This window comes from Pectobacterium versatile, assembly GCF_003932035.1.
Lineage (GTDB): Bacteria > Pseudomonadota > Gammaproteobacteria > Enterobacterales > Enterobacteriaceae > Pectobacterium > Pectobacterium versatile.
Genome location: NZ_CP034276.1, coordinates 2,585,483 through 2,610,248 on the forward strand (window position 1 = coordinate 2,585,483; position 24,766 = coordinate 2,610,248).

Genomic DNA, 24,766 nt, shown 5'->3' on the forward strand with positions numbered 1-24,766 from the left:
AACCGCCGACGACTGCATTAAGCAGCCTCGATTCGGCGCAGTCTGCGCCAGCGTTGGCTGCGGTACGAGTTCCCTGTTTTCTCCGCTATTGTGCGGAGCAGAAAACGAACCTCCCGCTTCCTCCCCCGCGACTCTGACCTCTGGAATGCCAGTGGACAGTCTATAGACTCGCGCCAGAACACGTTCGTCGGCCCTCTTTTTTTCATAGATGGGCCTGGCTGCGCCAATAACGCAGCAGGCGAAAAACATGTATTTACATTCAATACCGTTATTAAAATATCCGCGTACCCCTCATCTGGAAGGTTCGCGTTTACAGCCCGGCGATGATGCGTCGGATCAAATTGCACTGAAAGCGCTGGCAGGCCGTTACGTCGTGATCGAAGAAAAGATCGACGGCGCGAACAGCGGCGTGTCCTTCAATGAAACGGCGGAACTCCTGCTCCAGTCACGTGGCCACTATCTGGCTGGCGGTTCGCGGGAACGGCAGTTCAACCAGTTCAAGCTCTGGGCCACCGCGCACGAAATGCGTTTTCTTGAGCTGCTGGAAGACCGTTTCGTGATGTACGGCGAATGGGCGTACAGCAAGCATTCCGTGTTTTATGACAGGTTGCCGCACTATTTTCACGAATTTGATCTTTACGATCGTCGTGACGGCATTTTTTTATCGACGGCGCGCCGACACGCGATGCTGGCCGGTTCGCCCGTGCTGTCCGTTCCGGTACTTTACGCCGGGGAAATGCCAACGAATCCGGCATTGCTGTGGAAGCTGGTGTTCCGTTCGCTGGCAAAAAGCCAGAACTGGAAGACTGCGTTTGAATCTACCGTACAGCGTGAAGGTTTACCGCTCGCGTTGTGCTGGCAGCAAACCGATAAATCGGATCGTTCGGAAGGCCTGTATCTGAAGGTTGAAGATGATGAACAGGTACTGGCACGTTACAAGCTGGTACGCCATGACTTTATCCAGACCATTTTGGACAGTGGATCGCATCATTCCCGACGCCCTATTTTGCCGAACCAACTGGCTGAAGGCGTTGATCTGTACGCGCCTTGTCCACAAGTATCCTGGGAAATGCTGGGGCTGAATACGCTGCGTTCTTTGGACGCGCTCGCCGCCGCCATGCCCGATAAGCAAGGAGTATGATTATCATGGATTGGAATACCATCAGGGGATTGGTCCCCGTCTCTGGCACACAGCCAGATTTTGCTGATTGTCTGGATTCGTTCCCGGTGCTTCAACGCGCCAAAGAGACGCCGCAGGAGCCGCGCTATCACGGCGAAGGCGATGTCTGGACACACACCATCATGGTTGTCGAGTCGCTATTGCAGCTTCCCGATTACCAGAACGCTACGCGTGAGCAACAGGAAATCTTGTTTTTTGCTGCGTTGCTGCATGACGTTGCAAAGTACCGCACGACGGTAATTGACCCGGTAACGGGTCAGATTGGTCAACCGGGGCATTCGCGCAAAGGCGCTATCGACGCACGGGTGCTGCTGTGGGATGCCGGCGTTCCGTTTGCGATTCGGGAAGCGATTTGCCGCTTAATTTCGGTGCATCAGGTGCCGTTTTATTGCCTTGAGGATGAGCGACGTCGGGTGTCGCCGATCTTTACGATTCGCGAACTGTCATGGCAGTTGAGCATTCCGCTGCTGGCAACGCTGGCGGAAGCCGATATGCGTGGGCGTATCTGTCAGGATCAAGCGCGCGTGCTCGACAGTATTGAGCTGTTTCGCGAGCTGGCACGGGAGGAAGGCTGTTACGGTCAGCCGAGATCGTTTGTCGATGCCCACACGCGCCTGAATTATTTTCGCGGAGCCGATGTTCATCCAGACTACCCACTGTTTCAGGAACCGGGTTCAAAGGTCACCGTGATGTGCGGTTTGCCGGCTTCGGGAAAAGACACCTGGGTGCGAACACATCGGCCCAATTTACCCGTGGTGTCTTTCGACGATGCGCGAACAGAGTTGGGGCTGAAACACGGTGAAAATGAAGGGAAAGCGGTGCACTGGGCGACCGATAAAGCGCGTTCACTGCTGCGAACGCACGAACCGTTCGTGTGGAATGCCACGCATCTCAGCCAGCAAATGCGCACCCGCACGTTGGATCTGTGCTACGCCTACGGCGCAGAAGTGGAGATCGTTTATCTGGAGCGTCCGCGTCAGGAATTGCTGCGCCGCAACGGGAAACGGGACACCACATTGAGCAACAAAACGCTGCAAGGTATGCTGACGAAATGGGAACTTCCTTCGCCGACAGAAGCACATGATGTTCGCTATGAAAGCTAACGCCGCCGTAGCGCACTTCAACGTGGAAGCGCGGTAAACGGGATCTCGTACTCTGTGAGACCGTTTCTTCCTGCATCAACATACTGTTTTTCATAGATCGGTTTATCGTCCTCGAAACGTACGGGGACGATAAATCCCCCTGCCGCCTGAGCAATCAGGCCTTTTCTAGATTCCCCACACGTTATGACGCGAACCAGGGCTCTATCGGGTCCGGATAATCTAGCCACAGCGCCAGACCTTCTGCCATTTCTTTGTCCGTCAGCAATGCGGCTTCCAGACGGGTTCGCAGCGCGTATTCATCCATATCGATACCGATAAACACCAGTTCTTGCCGCGCATCACCCACGCCATCCACCCATATGGAACGAATGTAATCTAGCGATTCACTATCTGTCGGCCATCTTTCTTTTGGCGCACTGACCCACCATGAACCAGCCAGCCCCTGACGCGCCACGCCGCCTGCCTGAGACCACGATCCGGCATATTCCGGACGGCTTGCCAACCAAAAATAGCCTTTGGATCTGACAACCCCGGCGAGCGAATTTTCCATGACCTGCGCGAAGCGGGCAGGATGAAACGGCCGACGCGCGCGGAAAACAAAACTGGCGATGCCATATTCCTCCGTTTCAGGCGTATGCTCGCCGCGTAGCTCTTTCAACCATCCGGGGGCCTGCGCCGCTTTGTCGAAATCAAACAATCCCGTATCGAGCACCTCGTTCAACGGCACAACGCCAAACTGTGCATGAAGTATTTTTGCGCCCGGATTCAGTGAACGAATAATCGCAACCAACTTCTGCTGTTGCGTCGCATCAATAAGGTCCGTCTTGTTGAGGATAATGACATCGCAGAATTCGATCTGGTCGATCAACAAATCCACCACGCTGCGCTCGTCCCCCTCTCCTAACGATTCTCCGCGTGAATGGATACTGTCCACCGACGTGTAATCGTTTAAGAAATTATAGCCGTCGACAACGGTCACCATCGTATCCAGCCGAGCGACTTCAGAGAGGCTTTCCCCATCGTCACCCGCAAACGTGAATGTCTCCGCGACCGGAAGCGGTTCCGCGATACCGGTTGATTCAATGACTAACTGATCAAAACGCCCTTCTTTCGCCAGCCGATTAACCTCGATCAGGAGATCTTCACGCAGCGTGCAACAGATACAGCCGTTACTCATCTCCACCAATTTTTCGTCCGTCCGTGAAAGCTCAGCGCCGCCCTCCCTCACCAGTGCAGCATCAATATTCACTTCTGACATGTCATTGACGATCACCGCGACGCGTCGGCCAGCGCGATTATTCAGAATATGGTTAAGTAACGTGGTCTTTCCCGCACCGAGAAAGCCGGATAGTACGGTCACAGGTAGTCTTGCATCTGCTTTCTGTCGAGCTACAACGTCAGCCATATTTCACACTCTCTAATGATTTGCATTTTTACTTTTCTGCTTTGGAATGATTCATCACCACGAATGTTTAGCTTTTAAACCTTCATCGCGATAAGCTCCCTACGCATCACATGATATGTTATAACATAACAATTCATGCATGAAAAATCATTGAGGGTTTGGTTTGGTCTAATACAGCGCGCCCCAGCGCGGAAGTGTGGTAAACGGGATCTCGTATTCTGTGATACCGTTTTTTTCTGCACCAAAATACTGTTTCTCATAGACCAATTTATCGTCCTCGAAACGTACGGGGACGATAAATCCCCCCGCCGCCTGAGAAACCTGACATTGCCGTTCTTCGAGCACATCAATACAGAGTAAAGCCGTTTGCGGGCCGTCGCGTTCCGCCGTAGAGAGCCACTCTTGCACTGCAAGATAACGCGAATCCGGCGACCACAGCATGTCCTTGCCAAAAACGCGCCCTTCCAGTTCTTTTCCGTCGATGGAGAGCGAAAAATAAAGAGGGCCGAACCGGATTTCACCGGCACAAATCAACATCGCGCTATGTTGTCGATCGAATGAGGGCAATTTGTGCAGCATACGAAAGGGTTCCGAATCAGTCTGACGTTATCTCAATCAGATTACCATCAGGGTCGCTGACGATCGCTTCATAAAATCCGTCCCCTGTCATTCGAGGCTGGGCAACCAAAATGCCGCGTTCTGCCGCTTTGCTGGCTAATGCCTCGACATCCGCTTTGCTCCCGACCGAAATCGCGACGTGTGCCCAGCCGCAAACTTCTTTATTAGTTAAGGCTTCTGCCAGCACCGGCAGCGTCATCAGCTCAATAGATGCGCCTTCACTCAGTTGAACGAAATGCGATTCAAAACCGGGGCGATTCCGGCTCACATACTTTTCTCCCACCTGAGCGGAGAAGAATTCCTGCCAAAATGCTGCCTGCGTGGCCAGATCGGCCGTCCATAACGCCACGTGTGCCACTTTCATCATGATTCCTTCTCAGCAGTTGTCTTTTGCTGGTGATACAAACCAACGGTTATGACCGCGTTCCGTTCAGAATGGCTAACACCTGTTGGTGCAGAGCCGGGTTACCGGTCGCGACTACCGTGCCGCCCGCTTCCGCTCGCTGCCCGTTGAGATCGGTAATGATGCCGCCCGCCTGCTCAATAATCGGAATCAGCGCAACAATGTCGTAGGGCTGCAATGCAAATTCCACGCAGATATCAATCTGGCCTGCTGCCAGCATCGCCATCGCGTAACACTCGCCGCCGTAGCGTGTCATGAGCGTGCTTTCAGCTAGATCTGCGAAGCGAACCGCGGGGTGCATAGCCAGCGCTTCCGGGGCGGTAGTGTGAAGAATTGCCTGTTCGAGCGACACGCCTTTGCGCGTGCTTAAGCGCTTTTCTCCCTGCCGATCGCTACGCCAGGCCTGTGAACCATCGGCCCAGAAACGCTCTCCGGTAAACGGCTGGCTCATCATCCCCATCACGGCGCGTTCATGGTGCAGCAGGCCGATAAGCGTTCCCCACACGGGTAAGCCACATAAGAAAGGCCGGGTTCCATCAACCGGATCCAAGACCCAACGCACCGGACCTTCCCCGCTCAGGCCAAATTCTTCGCCCATAATCGCGTGATCGGGGTAATGGCGCGTGATGTGCTCACTGATGACCCGCTCAGCCTCTCGGTCGGCTGCCGTGACCGGATCAAAACGAAAACCCTCTTTCGGCTTCGTCTCAATTTGGTTTGCGGTAAGGGCACGAAAACGCGGTAACGTTTCCTGACTGGCCCGCGTGGCGAGTTCATGAAAAAAGGCAATATCGGGAAGCGACTGACTCATGGTGTTTTACCTTCCTATCGCGTTGGCATGATGACATCGTTGGGCATTGACGATGATAAGCTGCGATGCTCACTATAGCTCGATTGTGCGTTATTATGCGTTATTTACTCGCTCGATTATGCATGAAGCAGTAGACCACCACAATTCACATTCTTCGCATTGTTGGAAAAAAATAGCCCCCAAACGTCTCCGTCAGGGGGCTATCGTAGGAATCGCTGAGCAACCTTATTGCCTTTAGCTCAGGTCAGATCCGTTGCTGGCGATAACCTTCTTATACCAGTAGAACGATTTCTTTTTCTTTCTGGCTAACGTCCCTTCGCCACGGTCGTCGCGATCGACGTAGATGAAACCATAGCGTTTGCTCATTTCACCGGTAGAAGCAGCGACCAGATCGATGCAGCCCCATGAGGTGTAGCCAATGACGGGAATACCGTCACCAATCGCATCCGCCATCGCGCTGATGTGTTCGCGCAGGTAGCTGATGCGATAGTCATCATCAATCTCGCCCTGTGCGTTAATCTCATCCTTCGCACCCAGCCCGTTTTCTACCAAAAACAGCGGCTTCTGGTAGCGGTCATACATCATGTTCATGGTGATGCGCAGACCCAGCGGATCGATTCCCCAGCCCCATTCGCTTGCCTTGATATGCGGGTTCTTTAACGATTTCACGATGTTCGCCGCGCTGCTATTCTGCTCGTTCATATCCGCCGAGGCGCAGCGAGAGGCGTAATAGCTGAAGGACACAAAATCCACCGTGTTCTTGAGAATCTCATCATCGCCCGGCTCTGACGCAATCGTGATGCCCTTCTCTTTAAACAAACGGCCGGTATACGCCGGGTAGGTGCCGCGTGCCTGCACATCGATAAAGAACAGGTTCTCTCGATCTTTATTCAGCGCCGCCCAGACATCTTCCGGTTTGCACGACCACGGATAGAAATTGCCGCCAGCCAGCATGCAGCCGACCTGATTCTCCGGGTTAACCTCATGCGCAATCTTCGTCGCCAGCGCGCTCGCCACCAGTTCATGGTGCGCAGCCTGGTATTTCACCTGCTCCTGATTTTCCCCGTCGGCAAACACCAGTCCCGCGCCGGAAAACGGACTATGCAGCAAGATATTGATTTCATTGAACGTCAGCCAGTATTTCACCAGCCCGTCAAAGGCTTCAAAACAGGTTCGGGCATAGCGGGCGAAGAACTCCACCATTTTCCGGTTACGCCATGAGCCATACTCGGTGACCAAATGCATCGGTACATCGAAATGGCACAGTGTCACCAGCGGCTCAATGTTGTACTTCTTGCACTCGGCAAACACATCGCGATAAAAGGCGATGCCGTCCGCGTTGGGCGTCAGCTCATCGCCGTTCGGATAGAGCCGGCTCCAGGCGATAGAGGTACGGAACACCGTGAACCCCATTTCCGCCATCAGCGCGATATCTTCCTTATAGCGATGGTAGAAATCGATCGCCTGATGGCTGGGATAGAACTCATCCTCACGCAACGCAAAGCGCGGTTCTTGCCCCAGTTTAACCGGCAGACGATTCACGCCGTGGGGAATCATATCCACCGTCGTCAGCCCTTTACCGCCTTCGAGGTACGCACCTTCTGCCTGATTGGCCGCAATCGCGCCCCCCCATAAGAACCCATTGGGAAATGTTGATGCAGACATACGCTATTCTCCTTCGTACTCATTAGTGCTTCATTTAATTCGTGTTCGCTGCGTGCTGCGGCGCGGAAACCTTGTCGCTCTGCACGCGTTTCTCTTCCGGTTGTTCTTCTACCGGGATGTCTTCAAAGCCCAGCAGCAAGGTGACGAAGAAGGAAATCACGACGGACAGAATCATGACGCCGAATACCCAAGCAATGCTCATCGGATTGGTCGGATCGAAGAACTGCACGCTGGTAAACAGCCCCGGCGAGGCCATTGAATGGCTTGCCAGCCCGCCAATACCGGCAACGGCACCACAGATAAAACCGGTAATTAAACAGGCGATCAGCGGACGCTTCAGACGCAAAGCCACACCGTACAGCGCAGGTTCAGAGATCCCAGCAACAATGGCCGATGCCGCCGCCGCCAGCGCCGTCTGGCGCAGTTCCGGGTTTTTGGTACGCCAGGCGACCGCCAGTGAAGAGCCACCCAGCGACAGGTTTGCACCGATTTCAGACGGCATCACCATGCCTTCTTTGCCCGTCTCGGCGATGGTTTGAATGATAGTCGGAGTAAACACACGGTGCATACCGGTCATCACCAGCAGCGGCCAGATCGCGCCCATGATGGCAACGGACAGCCAGCCCAGATAATCATGCACGGTGTACACCACCGCAGAAATGCCGCTACCGATCCAGATCCCAATCGGGCCGATCAGCATGATGGCAATCGGGGAAGCAATCAGCACGATTAACATCGGCTTCAGGAAGTTTTTGGTCACCGCTGGCGTAATGCGGTCTACCCATTTTTCAATGTAAGACAGAATCCAGGTCATACACAGCGCGGGAATGACGGTGTAGGTATACTTCACCGCCGTGACGGTCAACCCCATAAACACCACCTGCTGACCCTGCGCCGCTTTTGCCATCAGATCGATAAACGTCGGATGCACCAGCACCCCAGCGATAGCAATCGCCAGCGACATGTTGGTTTTGAATTTTACCGCAGCAGACGCCGCCACCATGATCGGCAGGAAGAAGAACGCGCCGTCGCCAATCACGTTCAGAATCGTTATCGTCGATGCGCCCTTCTCAAACAACCCGGTCATATCGAGGATCATGGCAAGCAATTTCACCATCGAGCCGCCGATAATTGCCGGAATGAGCGGTGACATCGTGCCAATCAGCGCATCCAGAATCCCCGCGCCGATGCGTCGCAGCGTAATTTTATTGTTCACTGGTACGGCTTTTTCAGCCTCCGCGCCTTCCGGCAGCAGTTTCACCACTTCGGCGTAGGCCTGAGAAACGGTGTTGCCGATGATGACCTGACACTGGTTATCATTTTTCACGACACCCAACACGCCGCTTATGGCCTTCAATTCGGCCACATTCGCGGCATCATTATCTTTCAGCACAAAGCGCAGACGGGTCATACAGTGCGTCACGGCAGCGATGTTATCAGCACCACCGATGGCATCGACGATCGAACGGGATACAGCCGCATAATTCTTTGACATGGATAAACAATCTCTCGTAATCGCGCACGCTACACCCAATTCAACACACCGCTCAACGCGTCCAAAACGGGAATGTCACTTGATGCGCACACATTTATTATTCAATTTCATACAGTTATGAAAGTATTCATGCCGGTATCCCTGCTCCATGCAACGTGATGAAACGCCGATGGGTAACCGGTTCCACATGATAGTGTTTATATGTGAATGTAATTTCAATAGATGAATTGTTAATATTTTGCTTATGTGACCACGATCGCCATAGAAATGTGATCCTTCTCTCGATCGCACCCGCACTCATCCCCTTGCGGCCAACACACAGGCAACTTGACGTATGACGGATATAAAGTGTGTAAAATGATGGGAGTATTCAACGTCTCAGGATGTCTCATGTCGACAATGCAGGAAGTGGCGAAGAAAGCAGGCGTATCAAAAGCGACGGTGTCGCGCGTGCTATCGGGCAAAGGCTATACCAGTGAAGAAACCAAAACGCTGGTCTATCAGGCCATTGAGGAGACGGGATATCGGCCCAATTTACTGGCGCGGAATCTGGCGACCAGCAAATCAGCCTGTATTGGTTTGGTGGTGACCAACACGCTCTATAACGGCAGCTATTTTAACGAACTGCTGTCACAGGCCGCCAAGAAACTGGAAGATAACGGGCGTCAGTTGATTCTGGTCGACGGCAAACACAGCGCCGATGAAGAAAGAGCCGCGATTCAATTCCTGCTGGGATTGCGCTGTGATGCGATCATCATCTATCCCCGTTTTCTCAACGTGGATGAAATGGACGACATCATCGAGAAGCACAAGCAGCCGATCATGGTGGTCAACCGTAAACTGCGTAAACACCAGAGCCACTGCATCTGCTGCGATCACAAAGGTTCCAGCTATAACGCCACGCAGCATCTGATCGCGCGCGGCCATAGAGATATCGCTTTTATCACCGGTTCGCTGGATTCGCCGACGGCTATCGAACGCCTTTCCGGCTATAAAGATGCCCTGACGGCGGCCAATATTGCGGTACGGGACGAGCTGATTGTGAGAGGTAAATGGACACCGCGCAGCGGCTCGCTCGCCATTAACGCCCTGCGCGATAACCGGGTATCGTTCAGCGCCGTTCTCGCCAGCAATGACGATATGGCGATTGGCGCAATAAAAGCGCTGGATGAGGCTGGCGTTGCCGTCCCGCACGACGTTTCTGTCGTCGGGTTCGACGATATTCCCACCGCCCCGTTTTTGAAACCATCGCTCTCCAGCGTCAAAGATCCTGTGAGCGATATGATCAACGAAGTGATTAACCGCCTGATCGCGATGCTGGACGGCGGCTATTTCTCGAAAGAAAATCTGTTCTTGTCGGAATTGCAGGTCAGAGATTCCATTCAGAACGGGCCGTACGGTAATCAGCCCGTTTGAATCCGCTACGGGGTCATTTCAGACCCCGCTTTAACGGCTTATTTTTTCCCGTTCTTTACGGCAACAGACTTAGAATTGCCATTGTACGCCCACGCTGTAACGCGTTTGATCGCCATCCCGATGACCGAAACGGCTACCGACTTCGGAATATAGATTGAGATTTTTTGCTGCAAGCCACTGTACGCCGACCTTCGCCTGACCAAAATTCTTATCCTGTTCCCCTACCGCAACGCGACGGTTTGCACCATCGACGCGATCTTTCACCGTAAAGCTGGGATCAAGCCCATCAGCCAATTCACGCACCCACGCCACTGTGGCATAAGGTTGCAGCGACATTTTATTGCTGAATTCCATATTGCCACGCACGCGCCAGCCCAGAGTGGCTTCCAGAGAATCAATATCCTGTTTTTCATACCGTACGCCAGTCCGCAGGTTGCCTTTATCATCAAACGCATTGATGCGATAACGTGCGTAATCCAGCCCAACAACCGGACCAGTACTCAAGTCACCCAGCGGGAAATCATAGCCGCCGGTGACGCGAGCACCGATGAACTGCGCTTCGGTGTTACCATCCAGCGTGTTGTCCAACAGAACCGAGCCACCCGCAGATTGCAGATAAACCGAACGGCGTGACGCAATCGCCGCCCGACCCGCAGTCACTTCGCTGCCTAGCCAGGCTGGCCCGCCCTGATTCAGCAAACCGTAGACGCCAGCTTGCCAGGTATCGCTTTCAATATGTCCATTCCGTTCAAGTTTATCTTTACTACGCAGCAGGCTCAGACTGCCACCAACAGTGACACCGTCACGTAATTGATAATCCACCAGTGCATAAGCCATCGCTTGACGAGAGCGCTGCTGCGGTGCGCGGTCAAAACCGTTTGACGGCATCACATCGCCCTCAACCCCAATCGCGGTATCCAACGTGCCCGCGCGGCGAGGGGTATTTTGCAGCAGCAACCAGCGCTGATTATGCAAATCGCTTAGTGACTGGCGTTGACGCTTCAGGCTCTCTTCCATCGCCTGCTGCATCGCGGCAGCAGAATACGCCGAATGCAGCAAATCGGTATTGGAGATCTCCAGCAGCAGCCGTGTCACTAGCCGTGAAACATCGCTCAGGCGCTGATCGATACGTTCCTGACCCAGCACACTGGTCAGAAAGGCCTCGTTATCAACTGTAGGGTTATGCCATGTCGCCCCTCCCGGCACCGCGGGGTTCGTGGTTTGCTCATAACCATCCTGATCGCCAATATCCCAGTTGGTCGCCTCCATATAGAGCACAGGAATATCAAACGCTTCATTAAAGCTATCGCCGTCGCTACAGCAGCCGGTTCCTGCCGGATAACTCGCATTCAGCCCTGGATTGGTGAACAGTTCGATACCCAGTTCGTTCGCAATACGCAGCGTCTGTTGACGCAGGCTGGCTAACTCAGGATTCGCCACGCTGTTATCGCCGGCGTGGGCGTAGAGTTTGTCACCGGTAATCATGCTGTCCATGTTAATCATGGCCTTAAGGCCACCCGCGGTTCCCTGAGCGATCAATTCATTAACCATCGCGCGCGAACCGCGCAGCCCTTCTTCTTCCGCACCAAAGGCTGCAAAGACCAGCGTTTTTTCCGTCTGAATACCGCTAAAATTACGTGCCACTTCCGTCAGGATTGCGGCACCAGACGCGTTGTCGTCTAAACCTTGCAACGTTGGCCGCCCGAAGAAGGTATCAAAGTGCGCGCCGGTAATAATGTACTCACTGCTCAGTCCAGTATTATAAGCCAGTACGTTTTGTGACGAACGCGTCGTACCACCTGCCGTCCAGGAAAAGTCCTGCCTGACCGTGGTATAGCCAAACGCCATACGCTGCGTCATCCAGTCCGCCGCGCCGATAAAATTTGCCGTACCGCGATAGCGTCCCGGATAATCATTAATAAGCGTATCCACTGTCTCTTTCGCATAATCACCGTAATCATAAGCCCAGGTCGGTACACATAAACACGCCATCCCTACCGCCACTGCCACTTGCTTAAACATGCACACCACTCCCTTTTCTCATTATTAACATTGGCTATTCTCGCCATTTATCATTCTTAACAACGACGCCAGAGGAACCTTATCCAGGTCATGTCTTTGTTAAAGAAAGAAAAATAGCAGCAATATTCATTCCAATGCTATGGAGCAGAAGAAAATGTGATGAAGTGTGTCAATAAACAACAAGATGAAAATAATTATTCTTGATTGTGTAATACTGATTAATCATAGGGTTAAGCATGAATGACATCGGTGACGAGCAAGTGACTAACAGGGAAGGAAAAAGGATGGAAATGCAGAGAATTTGAGGAGGATATGTTGATGAAGAGACTTTAATGAAAATAAAAAAGGCAACACACGCACCGAAAACGATCGTTTACAGTACGTGATTGCCCATTTTTATCCGCTTGATACCGTCTTAAACGTAAACATTAAGCTGGTTATTTTCCGTTGGGCGATTAACTCCATCGGCTATCGGTGGCTTAAAGACCGACGCGCTATTGTCGTACGTCGTCCGGGTTCGAGTAGACGCGTCCTGATTAGGGTAACCAGACAGCTGAGACGAGCGGGAAATGCCCTGAACATGATCAGGTTTGTCAGGCATGGTGCTATATGACACTGGATAAACTAGGTTGAGACCAATCATTTTTCTTCCCCCTATTCATCTTCTCTGCCAGTAAAACTTATCTTGCTTATTACTGAGTATAGAACAGTCAAGCGGGGGGAATATGTAAGGTTTTGTCTGAAAAAAACCGCTAACGCGGCCCTCATGAGAGAAAAGGTAAGATTCAAAATCAGCAATGTATTTTTTGATTTTATATCAAAGCGTTATTTGTTTTTCTCCCACGCACGCAGCCGCCCAGCGGCATTTTTATAAGGCGAGGCAGTGTTAAACTGAATCATCCGACCACGCGTCCACTTACCGTACCAACATTCACCATAGAGTTGCGCATTGGTATAGCGCTCCACCAGCGCGATAAGCGCCCGTTTATTTGCGGTAAGCAGCGCGACCATTTCAGACCAATCGGTAATATGAGCGAAGTCCTGATAGAATTTTTGCGCCAGTAAACCAAGCTGATTCCACTGGTAGCCCGTCTCGGGGAAATCAATGGGGTTACCCTGCTCTTCCTGCTGATGCCATTTCAGCACCAGATTGCCCCAGCCCAGCAAATACGCCACCAGATTGGCCGCGCTCATCTGCGTTCCCTGCGCATGCCCTGCCATTTCTGGCAAAAATGCGCGTTCGGCAGGAACGGCCTCGATTTTCTTCATTAACAGCGCAAACTGACTGTTGATTGCCTTGATCAAGGCTTCCTTGCTTTCTGGCACCGCCATCATCTCCCCCCGACTATTCTGCTATCCCCGTCATACTTCAAGTTGCATGTGCGTTGTTCAAAACGCTAATGTTTTGTCCTGAAATTCGAATTATTTAGGGTATATATACAGAATCAGGTTACCGATCAAACGGCGCCACCGCCTTGTCATCGCTCACGTTTTCAGCGCTGTGCTAGCAGCCGAATCGACGCTTCACGCTCGCGGGGTAACGTTACAGGCGTATGGATGATGAACTCATCCACGCCAAAGCGCTGATGGTAGCTATCCAAACGCTGATGAATATGTTCCGGCGTGCCGTAAAGCACATGACGCGGCTCCTGTACGATACGGAAATCCGTCGCACCCGCTTGCCGAACGAAGTTATCAGCCTGTTCCTGACTGCCTACCGTCAGCGGCGGCTTGTTCTCAATATAAACTTTATAATTATGCTGCGTGCTGGCCAGTGCCTCTGCATCCTCATGACGTTCGGCGGCAATCACCGACAGTGACAGCAGCGTCTGAGCGCTGGCGGGCTTCAACTCCCGATAGCTCAGGAGAGACTCCGTCAGCAGCGTTTCACTGGCGTTAATGAACCCGGCGAACACAAAATTCCAACCCAGTGAGGCAGCTAACCGCGCACTTTCCTGACTGGCACCCAGCAGAAAGCGCTGTGGCGTCTGTTCAGGTAATGGCGTCGCGTTCAGGCGTTCGGCTGTCTCGTCATGACTATCGAGAAAGCGGTTTAGCTGATGTAGCTTCTCCGTAAAGGCAACCCGCTGCGTCTCACCGATTTCCTGCTGTAGCGCCCGCGTCGCCAGCGGCAGCCCACCCGGTGCTTTGCCGATCCCCAAATCCACACGCCCACCCGCCAGTGCGCTGATCACATGGAAATTCTCCGCAACTTTATACGGACTGTAGTGCTGCAACATCACGCCGCCGGAGCCAATACGCAGCGTTGTGGTGTGCGCCAATAGCCAGGTGATCAAGACCTCGGGAGATGATCCCGCCAATTCATCGGAATTATGATGCTCGGAAACCCAAAAGCGATGATAGCCAAGCGCTTCCGCCACTTTCGCCAGCGACACGGTTTGCGCCAACGCCTGCGCCGCACTCATTCCTTCGGCGATGGGGCTTTGATCTAATAAACTGAGTTTATATCCCACGATGTTTCCTTATTTTCAGCGACTATCCGTTAGCGTGCTAGCGCTATTCACAGCAATAAATAGTCATAACAAAAACAACAGCCATAGCAAAAAATAGAATAAGAAGAATGTTGCATAAAGGTGTAAAAAATAAATATTAATAACAGATTTTGTTAGCTGAAATATTCATAATAAATGAATACAAAAAAGCGCCATCATAAAAAGACATGAAATATAACCAGATGGTATTTATCCATTGCGTTGCTATCGGCTACCTTTAGCATGTTTAAGTTTTGTTAAGGAGGTGTATTGATATGGCTGAATCTATCCCCTGTTGTGATACGTCATTTGAGCAACAGTTAATTAACTGGCGACGGCACTTGCATCAGTACCCGGAATTGTCCAATCAGGAACACCAAACCACCGCGCACATTACCCGCTGGCTACAAGAGAAAGACATCCGCCTGTTGCCCCTTGCGTTAACCACAGGCGTCGTTGCCGAAATCGGTCACGGCAGCGGCCCGACGATTGCGCTGCGGGCCGATATTGATGCGCTGCCGATTGAAGAGTTAGTCGATGTGCCGTTTCGCTCTCAGCACGCGGGCGTCATGCATGCCTGTGGCCACGATTTCCACACCGCCGTGATGCTGGGTGCTGCCTGTTTGTTGAAAAAACGCGAATCTGTCTTACCGGGTAAAGTCAGGCTGTTTTTCCAACCTGCAGAAGAGGTCTCGACTGGCGCCAAACAGTTCATCCGCGCCGGCGCGCTCGCCGATGTCGCGGCCGTTTTCGGCCTGCACAACGCGCCTGAACTCCCCGCTGGCACCTTCGCTACACGCAGCGGCCCGTTTTATGCCAACGTGGATCGCTTCGCCATTCACATTACCGGCAAAGGCGCACACGCGGCCAAACCCGAACAGGGCATCGACAGCATCGTCACCGCCTGCAATATCGTCAATGCGCTGCAAACGCTGCCCAGCCGTAGCTTCAGCTCGCTGGAGTCGTTGGTCATCAGCGTCACGCGTATTCAGGGCGGCAACACCTGGAACGTCCTGCCGCAAACGGTAGAGTTGGAAGGGACAGTTCGTACCTACAATGCCGCGATTCGCGCGGAGATACCGGAACGAATAGAGCAGTTGATTGGCGGCATCGCCCTTGCGCTGGGTGCAAAAGCGGAACTGAAATGGTATCCCGGCCCGCCTGCGGTTGTGAACACCAGTGAATGGGCCGATTTCAGCAAGCAAATTGCCAGAGACGCGGGCTATCAGGTAGAAAACGCCGAGCTGCAAATGAGCGGTGAGGACTTTGCGCTTTATCTTCAGGACGTGCCAGGCACGTTCGTCAGCATTGGTTCAGACAGCGAATTTGGTTTGCACCATCCTCAATTCAACCCAGATGAAAGCGCGATTGCGCCCGCTTCTCGCTATTTCGCACAGTTAGCGGAAGCGGCACTGCATCGCCTGAGCACCACGAAAGCCACCTCACCACAGGCCGTACTGTCTTCATCGTAAAAACACAATCACCTCCGCACGATCAATTCGGCGGAGGTGTATTGATTACATTAATCCGATATTAGGAGAGACACGGGGATGAGGTTCCCGCAGGGACGCCTCACCCCGTGGTTGCTCCGGGTATCTCGATCGTCAAACGATCGGGATTAGGTGAGAAAGCGGTATGGGTTAACCGCGAACAGCATGATAACGACGGGAAAAATACACCAGACCATCCGTGCCTTCGCCCTGCTTAATCGCTAATACCCGGCAAATAAAGATATCGTGCGTCGCCGCGCTCACCACCTCTTCAACCTGACAGTCAAACGCTACCAGCGCGTCCCGCAACACCGGTGAACCCGTGTGTAACACGTCCCACTCCGCTGCTGCAAACCGTTCTTCGGTAGACGACGGGCTCCCAAACAGCGACGACAGCGCTTCATGATGGGCCGCCAGCGTATTGATGCACAAATGCGTATTCGCCTGAAACGTGGGATACACCGACGAACCGCGATTTAGACACACCAGCAGCGTACCCGGCGAATCACTGACGCTGGACACGGCGGACGCCGTAAAACCAGCCTTACCTGCTGGGCCATCCGTCGTAACGACATTGACCGCCGCGCTCAGCCTTGCCATCGCATCACGAAACGCCTGCCGGTCAACCGTGGCAACCGCCGCAGAGAGAATCGCGTCATTCGCGGTGACGTGTCGTTCAGCTATCAAATCAGACATTAAATACTTCCTTTAGATACGGCGAGAAACATGGTTATTAACATCATACTAACAAAACAAGCCATATCATAATCTGAAATTTTTGAATTTCATTATCCATTTTTGTTGTTTTACATCACGCCTCGCCTCATCAATAGTGAAAACACACTATTAACGTCTTATTAACCTTTCATTGAATACGTGAATGCCTATTGATGGCTTGTTTATTGGCTGACGGTTTATTGATGGACTGTTTTCACTTTCATGGAAGTTCGTTTAATTAACAATAAGTACGCTCAATTAATAATAAGCACATTCAATTAATAAAAAGGTTTCTGACAATGAGTAAAAAACAAACATCTGCAAATCGACAATTAAGACTGGGTTTAATATTACAGGGCGCAGCGGGAAATATGTCCGCGTGGCGGCATAAAAACGTCGTACCCGACGCCAGCATTAATTTTGGCTTTGTTTTAGATGCGGTAAAAAAAGCCGAACAAGGGAAATTTGATTTTGTCTTCGTGGCAGACGGCCTGTATATCAATGAAAAATCTATCCCCCACTTTCTCAATCGCTTTGAACCGCTGACACTGTTGTCCGCGCTGGCTACCGTCACCACACATATTGGTCTGGTTGGCACACTCTCGACGTCGTATTCCGAACCGTTTACCACCGCCCGGCAGTTCGCCAGCCTCGACCATCTCAGCAACGGCCGCGCAGGCTGGAACGTTGTGACATCGCCGCTGGAAGGATCGGCGAAAAACTTTTCCCGTCAACAGCACCCGGAACACGCGTTGCGCTACCGTATTGCCGATGAGTTCCTTCAGGTGGCGAAAGGCCTGTGGGATTCCTGGGAAGACGATGCCTTTATTCGTGACAAAGCCAGCGGACAATTCTTCGATCCTGAGAAGCTGCACACGCTGAATCATCAGGGAGAATTCTTCTCGGTACAGGGGCCGCTAAATATTGGCCGATCCGCGCAAGGCCGCCCGATTGTGTTTCAGGCTGGTGCGTCTGAAGACGGGCAAAAATTGGCCGCCAAACACGCCGATGCCATCTTCACCCATCAACACACGCTGGAAGACTCACAGCGCTATTACCGCGAAGTGAAACAGAAGCTGGAAGAAAATGGTCGCCGGGCCGATCAATTGCACGTTTTTCAGGGCGTCAGCGTGATTGTCGGCAACGACGCGGAAGACGTAGAGCGTCAGTATCAGGAAACCGCGCAGTTGGTGACGATTGAGGACGCTCTCAATTATCTGGGACGCTATTTTGAGCACTATGACTTCTCACAACACCCGCTGGATGAGCCCTTCCCCGATATCGGCGATCTAGGGAAAAACAGTTTCCGCAGCACCACCGATGAAATCAAACGCAACGCGCAGGAAAAAGGCTTAACGCTACGGCAGGTCGCGCTAGAGGCGGCATCACCGCGTCCCGTCTTCAGCGGCACGCCTGAGCAGGTGGCGGATGGTTTACAGCTCTGGTTTGAAAACGGTGCAGCCGACGGTTTCATCATTCAGGGCGGCACGCCGGAGACGCTCAACCACTTTGTCGATCGCGTCGTTCCGCTGCTACAACAGCGCGGCCTGTTCCGTCAGGAATACCCCGGCTACACGCTGCGGGAAAATCTGGCGCTGGATTATCCGGTGAATCAATTTACGCGCTAGTTCGCGCAACAGGAGATTCACTGTGAAACGTTCCCCTTTTATCACGGTAACCCGCGTGGCGGCACTATTGAGTGCCACGCTGGTGGCAAACGTGCAGGCGCAAGACGCGGGATTCGTGAGCCGTATCGATCTGAAGGCCAACCAAACGCCTATTCGTACTGATAAAAATGCTGAGGCCATCGCGCAGATCCCGGCTCATTTCAAATTCGTCACGCCGGGTAAGCTGACGATTGCCGTTTCAGCGCTCAGCTCACCGCCGCTGTCGCTGCTGGCTGACGATAACAAAACGCTTATCGGCAGCGATGCCGATATTGCGCGACTGGTAGCCGACGGCCTCGGGCTGGAGCTAAAGCTGGTGCCCGCTTCCTGGGAAGACTGGCCGCTGGGCATCACGGCAGGGAAATACGACGCCGCCATTTTTAATATCGCGGTGACGAAACTGCGCAAAGAAAAGTTCGACTTCGCCACGTATCGCATTGATACGCTCGGTTTCTACGTGAAATCGACCAGCAAGATTACGTCAATTAACAAGCCAGAAGACGTCGCGGGTCTGAAAGTGATTGTCGGCTCCGGCACTAATCAGGAAAACATTCTGCTGGGCTGGGGTCGGCAAAACCGCGCCAGTGGTCTACCTCCCGTACAGCCCGTTTACGTCACCGACGATGCCGCCGCCAACCTGAGCATCCAGTCCGGGCGCGTCGATACGTTTTTCGGCCCCCATTCCATCGGGGCTTATAAAGCGGCGCTGACGAGCAAGACACGCATGGTAGGCAAAGGCCCGACGGTCGCTTACGTCGCAGTCACCACGCAGAAAGGCAACGGTCTGGCGCAGCCAATCAGCACCGCCATCAATGGCGCGATCCACAACGGCAGTTACGCACAGGTTCTGGATCGCTGGGGTGAAGACGATGAAAAAATCACGCAATCCGTGGTGAACCCGCCGGGTATCGGCGATTAAGTAAACGCGACACATTCACAAAAGTGACAGCGTCACGAAAACCATTATAAATAGTCACCTGCAAGGGAAAAAAAATGCAAAAAGAGATCGCATATTCATCCAACTCACATCGCATGCGCCCATCGCTGCTGACAAGGCTACTGACGGGATCGCTGCTGCTCGGGACGCTGTCTGTCACGACCGGCGCACAGGCAGCCATCGACCTGAAAGCCAACCAACAGCCGATCCATGCACCGAAAAATGCGGAGGCGATTGCGCAGATTCCGGCCGATTTTACATTCGTCACGCCGGGTAAACTCACCGTCGCGATTGCCGCGTTGGGGTCGTCACCGCCGCTGGCGTTTCTGGCCGACGACAACAAAACCGTGGTGGGCAGCGAGCCGGATATCGCCCGACTGGTAGCCGACAGTCTCGGGCTGGAACTGAATATCGTTCCAACCTCATGGGAAGACTGGCCGCTCGGCGTGGCCTCCGGTAAGTATGATGCCGCCATCATCAACATTACCGTCACCAAAGCGCGCAAGGAAAAGTTCGATTTCGCCACCTACCGCATCGACTCGCTCGGCTTCTACGTGAAATCCACCAGTAAGATTCAGTCCATTAAAGAAGCGAAGGACATCGCCGGGCTGAAGATTATTGTTGGTTCCGGCACCAATCAGGAAGCGGTGCTGCTGGCGTGGGATAAACAGAATCGCGCCAACGGCCTGCCCGCCTTTCAGCCGGTTTATGTCACGGATGATGCGGCTGCCAACCTGAGCCTTCAATCCGGCCGTTCCGATGCCTATTTCGGTCCCAACGTGATCGGTGCCTACAAAGCAGAGCTGACGGGCAAAGTTAAGCATGTCGGTACGGTCAACGGCGGTTACCCCAACGTCGCCCATATCGCGGTCACCACGCGCAAAGGCAGCGGGCTGGTACAGCCGATTAACACCGCGCTGAACGGCGTAATTAAAAGCGGCGAATACGACAAAGTGCTGAACCGCTGGGGCGAAAGTATCGAACGTATCGACCGTTCAGAAATCAATCCGCCAGGGCTGGGCGATTAATACCGCCCGATGGCTATCGGGACGCCATGATCGACACGTCATGGTTACCGATAGCCCGTATACGCTAATGAATCAGGAGTACCTCATGTCCGACGACATTTTCATTGTTACCCAGCCCGAGGATCCCATCGTGGCTCCCATTATCGACGGCCTGTTCGCGGAATATGAACAGCGCTATGGCGGCTTTTTTGGTGAGCGGGAAAGCGATCCACCGGGCATCTACCAGCAGCCGCACGGTATTTTTATTGCACTGCTGCGTCAGGGCGTACCGATTGCCACCGGTGCGTTTAAACGCTACGACAGCACCACTGCCGAAATTAAGCGGGTATGGACGGATAACTCGCTGCGCCGTCAGGGGCTCGCGGGGAAAGTGATGCAAGAGCTGGAACAACACGCCCAGCGATTAGGCTACCAGCATTTTTTCCTGACGACCGGTTTCCGCCAGCCTGAAGCGGTGAGTTTATATCTGAGCCACGGGTATACCCCTCAGTTCGATATCACCGTCGATCCAGTGACCTACAGCATTCCACCTTACGACGGGCGTTTACCGTTTAAGAAAGCCCTGTTCGCCACGGCGACGCCACAGGTTGCACGGCAAACGGAAGTCGAGCTTATCACCCGCCATTTGAATGTGTGTTGACCCTTGCGCACGGTAATAGCCCTATGCACTAACAACAAAACGCTATTTTTCAGCATCACATTCAACGGGTATCGATCATGACGCAATCTCTACACACGTCTTCTCAACAACCACCGCTGAGCCAGACACAGGAACCGCCGTTGAACATTGTTCCCGCGCGTTACCCTTTTCGCTTTGCCGGCGCGCTGTTTTCGCTATTTATTTTTGCCGGAATTATTCAGTCAATCGCGCTGAACCCGCGTTGGGAGTGGTCGGTCTTTGCCGAGTGGTTTTTTAATCCGGTGATCCTTGCCGGACTGGGACAAACGCTGCTGTTGACCGCGCTGGGTACGTTGTTCAGTATTTTTTTCGGCACCGCGCTAGCGCTGGCCCGGCTTTCGCCGTCTTATTTGCTCTCCACCCTGTCGTGGCTGTATATCTGGCTGTTCCGATCGCTGCCGCTGATTCTGGTGCTGATCATTCTGTACAATTTCTCGTATCTCTATGACGAGCTGGCGCTGGGGATTCCCTTCACCTCAATCGTCTTCCTGAACTATCCGACGATTGATCTTCTGGATCAATTTTCCGTTGCCGTACTTGGCCTGACGCTGGTGCAATCCGCGTATACGGCGGAGATTATTCGCGGCGGTATTCTTGGCGTGGACGCGGGTCAGTTTGAAGCCTCTGCGGCACTCGGCCTGCCCGGCGGTCGCCGTACGGTACGCATCATTCTGCCGCAGGCGCTGCGTTCGATTCTGCCTACCGGTTTTAACGAGATCATCAGCCTCGCTAAAGGTACCTCAATTGTCTATGTGCTGGCGCTGCCAGAGCTGTTTTATACCGTTCAGGTTATCTACAACCGTACGCAGCAGGTTATTCCGCTGCTGATGGTCGCCACCATCTGGTATCTACTGATCACCACGGTGCTATCCGTCATCCAATACTACGTGGAACGCTATGTGTCCCGCGGTGCGGTGCGTGAAATGCCGCTAACACCGCGCCAGAGACTCGTCCGTTTCCTGACGCGCAAGCGCGCACGTTAACCCCCCAGATTCTGGAGATTCACCATGTCTGAAGCTATCGATTATTTTGCTCATGCCCGCACCACCGCCCAGCCACAGGCAGAAAATGCCCTTGGGCTGATCGAAATCCGTAATGTAGCGAAATATTTCGGCCAGCATAAAGCGCTGGAGGATATCAATCTGACGCTGGCTCCCGGCTCCGTCACCGTGATCCTTGGCCCGTCCGGCTCAGGGAAATCCACGCTGCTGCGCACCATTAACCATCTTGAACGCGTAGACGAAGGATTTATCCGCATCGACGGCGATTACATCGGCTACCGTCGCAAAGGGAATACGCTCTATGAGTTAAAAGAAAAGGACGTGCTACGTCAACGCATCAACGTCGGCTATGTATTCCAGAATTTTAATCTGTTCCCCCACCTTTCCGTGTTGGAAAACATCATTGAAGCCCCGCTGGCGCATAAGCTGTATTCGCGTCAGGAAGCGGAAGATATTGCCTTTACTCTGCTGGAAAGCGTCGGCCTGCGCCATAAAGCACAGTCTTATCCCCGTCACCTTTCTGGCGGCCAGCAACAGCGCGTCGCCATCGCTCGCGCGCTGGCACTTAAGCCGAAAGTGATGCTGTTTGATGAACCGACGTCCGCGCTCGATCCCGAACTGGTTGGGGAAGTGTTGGATGTCATCAAATCACTCGCCCAATCTGGTGTGACGCTGGTTGTCGTCACACATGAAATCGGCTTTGCGCGCGAAGTCGCTGACCGCGTCGTATTTATGGTAGACGGAAAAATTGTCGAAAGCGGCGATTCCTGGCAGGTGCTGAACCATCCTCGCCACCCGCGAACGATCAACTTTTTGAATAAGGTGCTGTGAGAAAACGCATAGAGCCAGATGACCCCTTCTGGCTCTATTTCACGCGTTGACCCAATTTATCAGTGATTTTTTCACCATCTTCTTTGGTGAATTCGCCTCGCTGCGGATCGGGGAGAATATCCAGCACCTGCTCTGATGGACGACATAGTCGGGTTCCCAACGGAGTAACGACAATCGGACGGTTTATCAGGATCGGATATTGCAACATGAAATCAATGAGCTGTTCGTCAGTAAATCTTTCTTCAGCAAGCCCCAGTTGTGTGTAAGGTTCTACGTTCTTGCGCAGCAAGGTACGAACCGTCATTCCCATGTCGCCAATCAGTGTGACCAATTCATCACGCGAAGGCGGCGTATCAAGATAGTAAATAATCGTGGGTTCTGCGCCGCTATTACGGATCATCTCCAGCGTATTACGCGAAGTGCCGCAGTCGGGGTTGTGGTAAATCGTTATTTTGCTCATATCAATATCTCATTACAACGTGATGGATAGCCGCAGCGCCAGCGCAACCAGCGTGACAAGCAGCACAGGCAGTGTCATGACAATTCCGATACGGAAATAGTATCCCCAACCGATCGTCATGTTTTTCTGTGATAACACATGTAACCAAAGCAGTGTCGCCAGGCTGCCAATAGGCGTAATTTTGGGTCCTAAATCGCAACCAATGACGTTGGCATAAATCATTGCGTCTTTAACAACACCAGATGCGGTGCTGCCGTCGATAGATAAGGCACCAATCAACACGGTGGGCATATTGTTCATGATTGAGGAAAGCAGCGCGGCCATAAAGCCAGTGCCAAGTGTGGCAGTCCACAATCCTTTCTCCGCAAACAGATTCAGAATACTGGAAAGATATTCCGTTAACCCCGCGTTGCGCAGGCCATAGACCACTAAATACATACCGAGTGAGAAAATTACGATCTGCCATGGCGCACCACGCAGTACCTTACCCGTATTGATGGCATGACCTTTTTTTGCCACTGCGAGCAGAATAGTTGCGCCCACGGCCGCAATAGCACTGACGGGAATCCCCAAAGGTTCGAGGACGAAAAATCCGGTAAGCAGAAGCACCAAAACAATCCAACCCGCTCTGAACGTTGCCAGATCCTTAATGGCACTTGCCGGTACTTTTAACCGAGATACGTCGTAGGTTGCAGGGATATCCTTGCGAAAAAACAGGTGTAACATAATCAACGTCGCGATAATCGCTGCAATATCGACGGGAACCATAACCGATGCATATTCAGCAAACCCAAGGTTGAAAAAATCGGCAGACACAATGTTAACCAGATTAGAAACAATCAGCGGCAGGCTAGCCGTATCAGCAATAAATCCGGCAGCCATAACAAACGCCAACGTCGTACCTTTACTGAAGCCCAAAGCCAACAGCATCGCAATCACAATCGGCGTGAGGATCAGCGCGGCGCCGTCGTTGGCAAACAACGCAGAAACGGCAGCGCCCAGTAAGACAATCCAGGTAAACAGCAGACGCCCGCGCCCGTTTCCCCATCGCGATACGTGCAGTGCCGCCCATTCAAAAAATCCCGACTCATCAAGCAGCAGGCTGATGATAATCACCGCAATAAACGTCGCCGTCGCGTTCCAGACAATATTCCAAACAACCGGAATATCGCTGAGGTGAATAACCCCGCAGAACAGCGCGAATACGGCCCCGATGCTGGCACTCCATCCGATACTGAGACCTCTGGGTTGCCAAATCACCAGGATCAAGGTCAGTAAAAATATGATTCCTGCCAATAACATTTCAAACCTCATCATATATGGAAAAAAGAATATACCCCTTCCTA

The 24,766-nt window shown here is 52.8% G+C and carries 22 protein-coding genes; 10 read left to right on the forward strand and 12 right to left on the reverse strand.

Translation table 11 applies throughout. The features are described 5' to 3' along the window. Positions 1-247 precede the first annotated feature (247 nt). Together EIP93_RS11750 and EIP93_RS11755 are read left to right on the forward strand one after the other, a co-directional pair. Entirely contained in the window at positions 248-1,141 is an 894-nt protein-coding gene (locus tag EIP93_RS11750; RefSeq protein WP_103940698.1) for an RNA ligase family protein, read from the forward strand. Then, entirely contained in the window at positions 1,138-2,283 is a 1,146-nt protein-coding gene (locus EIP93_RS11755; RefSeq protein WP_125232733.1) for an AAA family ATPase, read from the forward strand. Before EIP93_RS11750 ends, EIP93_RS11755 begins: the two co-directional genes overlap by 4 nt. A gap of 181 nt (positions 2,284-2,464) precedes the next feature. On the opposite strand, the gene zigA is transcribed toward EIP93_RS11755, so the two are convergent. From zigA to ascF, 6 genes are all read right to left on the reverse strand, one after another. Then, a complete protein-coding gene (gene zigA, locus EIP93_RS11765) occupies positions 2,465-3,688 on the reverse strand; it encodes a zinc metallochaperone GTPase ZigA (protein ID WP_125232735.1) in 1,224 nt (407 codons plus the stop codon). A 168-nt stretch (positions 3,689-3,856) separates the two neighbouring features. Then, positions 3,857-4,267: a hypothetical protein gene (locus EIP93_RS11770; RefSeq protein ID WP_125232736.1), complete on the reverse strand. Its 411-nt coding sequence runs from the start codon at positions 4,265-4,267 to the stop codon at positions 3,857-3,859. A gap of 16 nt (positions 4,268-4,283) precedes the next feature. Then, entirely contained in the window at positions 4,284-4,670 is a 387-nt protein-coding gene (locus tag EIP93_RS11775; RefSeq protein ID WP_125233337.1) for a VOC family protein, read from the reverse strand. A 49-nt stretch (positions 4,671-4,719) separates the two neighbouring features. Beyond that, complete coding sequence (hisN, locus tag EIP93_RS11780; RefSeq protein ID WP_125232737.1) at positions 4,720-5,520, reverse strand: histidinol-phosphatase; 801 nt, start codon at positions 5,518-5,520, stop codon at positions 4,720-4,722. Positions 5,521-5,754: 234 nt separating this feature from the next. Then, positions 5,755-7,185: a 6-phospho-beta-glucosidase gene (locus EIP93_RS11785; RefSeq protein ID WP_103183281.1), complete on the reverse strand. Its 1,431-nt coding sequence runs from the start codon at positions 7,183-7,185 to the stop codon at positions 5,755-5,757. Positions 7,186-7,219: 34 nt separating this feature from the next. Then, positions 7,220-8,680 carry a PTS cellobiose/arbutin/salicin transporter subunit IIBC gene (gene ascF, locus EIP93_RS11790; RefSeq protein WP_103183280.1) on the reverse strand — a complete coding sequence of 487 codons (1,461 nt, stop codon included), beginning with the start codon at positions 8,678-8,680 and terminating at the stop codon, positions 7,220-7,222. Positions 8,681-9,070: 390 nt separating this feature from the next. Between ascF and EIP93_RS11795 the strand changes: the two genes are divergently transcribed. Then, positions 9,071-10,096: a LacI family DNA-binding transcriptional regulator gene (locus tag EIP93_RS11795; protein WP_102116495.1), complete on the forward strand. Its 1,026-nt coding sequence runs from the start codon at positions 9,071-9,073 to the stop codon at positions 10,094-10,096. 69 nt (positions 10,097-10,165) lie between these two features. Here EIP93_RS11795 and EIP93_RS11800 read toward each other — a convergent pair whose 3' ends face one another. From EIP93_RS11800 to EIP93_RS11815, 3 genes are all read right to left on the reverse strand, one after another. Next, on the reverse strand, positions 10,166-12,118 hold the full coding sequence (locus EIP93_RS11800) for an autotransporter domain-containing protein (protein ID WP_125232738.1): 1,953 nt from the start codon (positions 12,116-12,118) through the stop codon (positions 10,166-10,168). 825 nt (positions 12,119-12,943) lie between these two features. Next, positions 12,944-13,450: a ClbS/DfsB family four-helix bundle protein gene (locus tag EIP93_RS11810; RefSeq protein WP_116237950.1), complete on the reverse strand. Its 507-nt coding sequence runs from the start codon at positions 13,448-13,450 to the stop codon at positions 12,944-12,946. A gap of 161 nt (positions 13,451-13,611) precedes the next feature. Then, positions 13,612-14,592 carry an LLM class flavin-dependent oxidoreductase gene (locus tag EIP93_RS11815; RefSeq protein ID WP_125232739.1) on the reverse strand — a complete coding sequence of 327 codons (981 nt, stop codon included), beginning with the start codon at positions 14,590-14,592 and terminating at the stop codon, positions 13,612-13,614. Between the two features lie 293 nt (positions 14,593-14,885). On the opposite strand from EIP93_RS11815, the gene EIP93_RS11820 reads away from it, so the two are divergent. Further along, positions 14,886-16,082: a M20 peptidase aminoacylase family protein gene (locus tag EIP93_RS11820; RefSeq protein ID WP_125232740.1), complete on the forward strand. Its 1,197-nt coding sequence runs from the start codon at positions 14,886-14,888 to the stop codon at positions 16,080-16,082. A gap of 168 nt (positions 16,083-16,250) precedes the next feature. Here the strand turns inward: EIP93_RS11820 and EIP93_RS11825 are convergent, their stop codons facing one another. Further along, a complete protein-coding gene (locus EIP93_RS11825; protein ID WP_010295620.1) occupies positions 16,251-16,796 on the reverse strand; it encodes a flavin reductase in 546 nt (181 codons plus the stop codon). Positions 16,797-17,116: 320 nt separating this feature from the next. Here EIP93_RS11825 and EIP93_RS11830 point away from each other — a divergent pair, with 320 nt between their 5' ends. The 6 genes from EIP93_RS11830 to EIP93_RS11855 all read left to right on the forward strand — a co-directional run bounded on the left by EIP93_RS11830 (position 17,117) and on the right by EIP93_RS11855 (position 22,960). Next, complete coding sequence (locus EIP93_RS11830) at positions 17,117-18,445, forward strand: LLM class flavin-dependent oxidoreductase (RefSeq protein WP_103860636.1); 1,329 nt, start codon at positions 17,117-17,119, stop codon at positions 18,443-18,445. Positions 18,446-18,467: 22 nt separating this feature from the next. Next, entirely contained in the window at positions 18,468-19,403 is a 936-nt protein-coding gene (locus EIP93_RS11835) for a transporter substrate-binding domain-containing protein (protein ID WP_125232741.1), read from the forward strand. A 74-nt stretch (positions 19,404-19,477) separates the two neighbouring features. Then, on the forward strand, positions 19,478-20,449 hold the full coding sequence (locus EIP93_RS11840) for an ABC transporter substrate-binding protein (RefSeq protein ID WP_125232742.1): 972 nt from the start codon (positions 19,478-19,480) through the stop codon (positions 20,447-20,449). 85 nt (positions 20,450-20,534) lie between these two features. Next, positions 20,535-21,089 carry a GNAT family N-acetyltransferase gene (locus EIP93_RS11845; protein ID WP_125232743.1) on the forward strand — a complete coding sequence of 185 codons (555 nt, stop codon included), beginning with the start codon at positions 20,535-20,537 and terminating at the stop codon, positions 21,087-21,089. Positions 21,090-21,166: 77 nt separating this feature from the next. Beyond that, positions 21,167-22,111: an amino acid ABC transporter permease gene (locus tag EIP93_RS11850; protein WP_102116485.1), complete on the forward strand. Its 945-nt coding sequence runs from the start codon at positions 21,167-21,169 to the stop codon at positions 22,109-22,111. A gap of 24 nt (positions 22,112-22,135) precedes the next feature. Then, positions 22,136-22,960, forward strand: coding sequence for an amino acid ABC transporter ATP-binding protein (locus EIP93_RS11855; protein ID WP_102116484.1), 825 nt, complete (start codon positions 22,136-22,138; stop codon positions 22,958-22,960). 34 nt (positions 22,961-22,994) lie between these two features. Here the strand turns inward: EIP93_RS11855 and arsC are convergent, their stop codons facing one another. Continuing rightward, positions 22,995-23,420: a glutaredoxin-dependent arsenate reductase gene (gene arsC / locus EIP93_RS11860; RefSeq protein ID WP_116166905.1), complete on the reverse strand. Its 426-nt coding sequence runs from the start codon at positions 23,418-23,420 to the stop codon at positions 22,995-22,997. Between the two features lie 12 nt (positions 23,421-23,432). Continuing rightward, the gene (locus EIP93_RS11865) at positions 23,433-24,722 is read right to left on the reverse strand and encodes an arsenic transporter (protein WP_116162936.1); all 1,290 of its coding nucleotides are present in this window, start codon (positions 24,720-24,722) and stop codon (positions 23,433-23,435) included. Positions 24,723-24,766 lie beyond the last annotated feature (44 nt).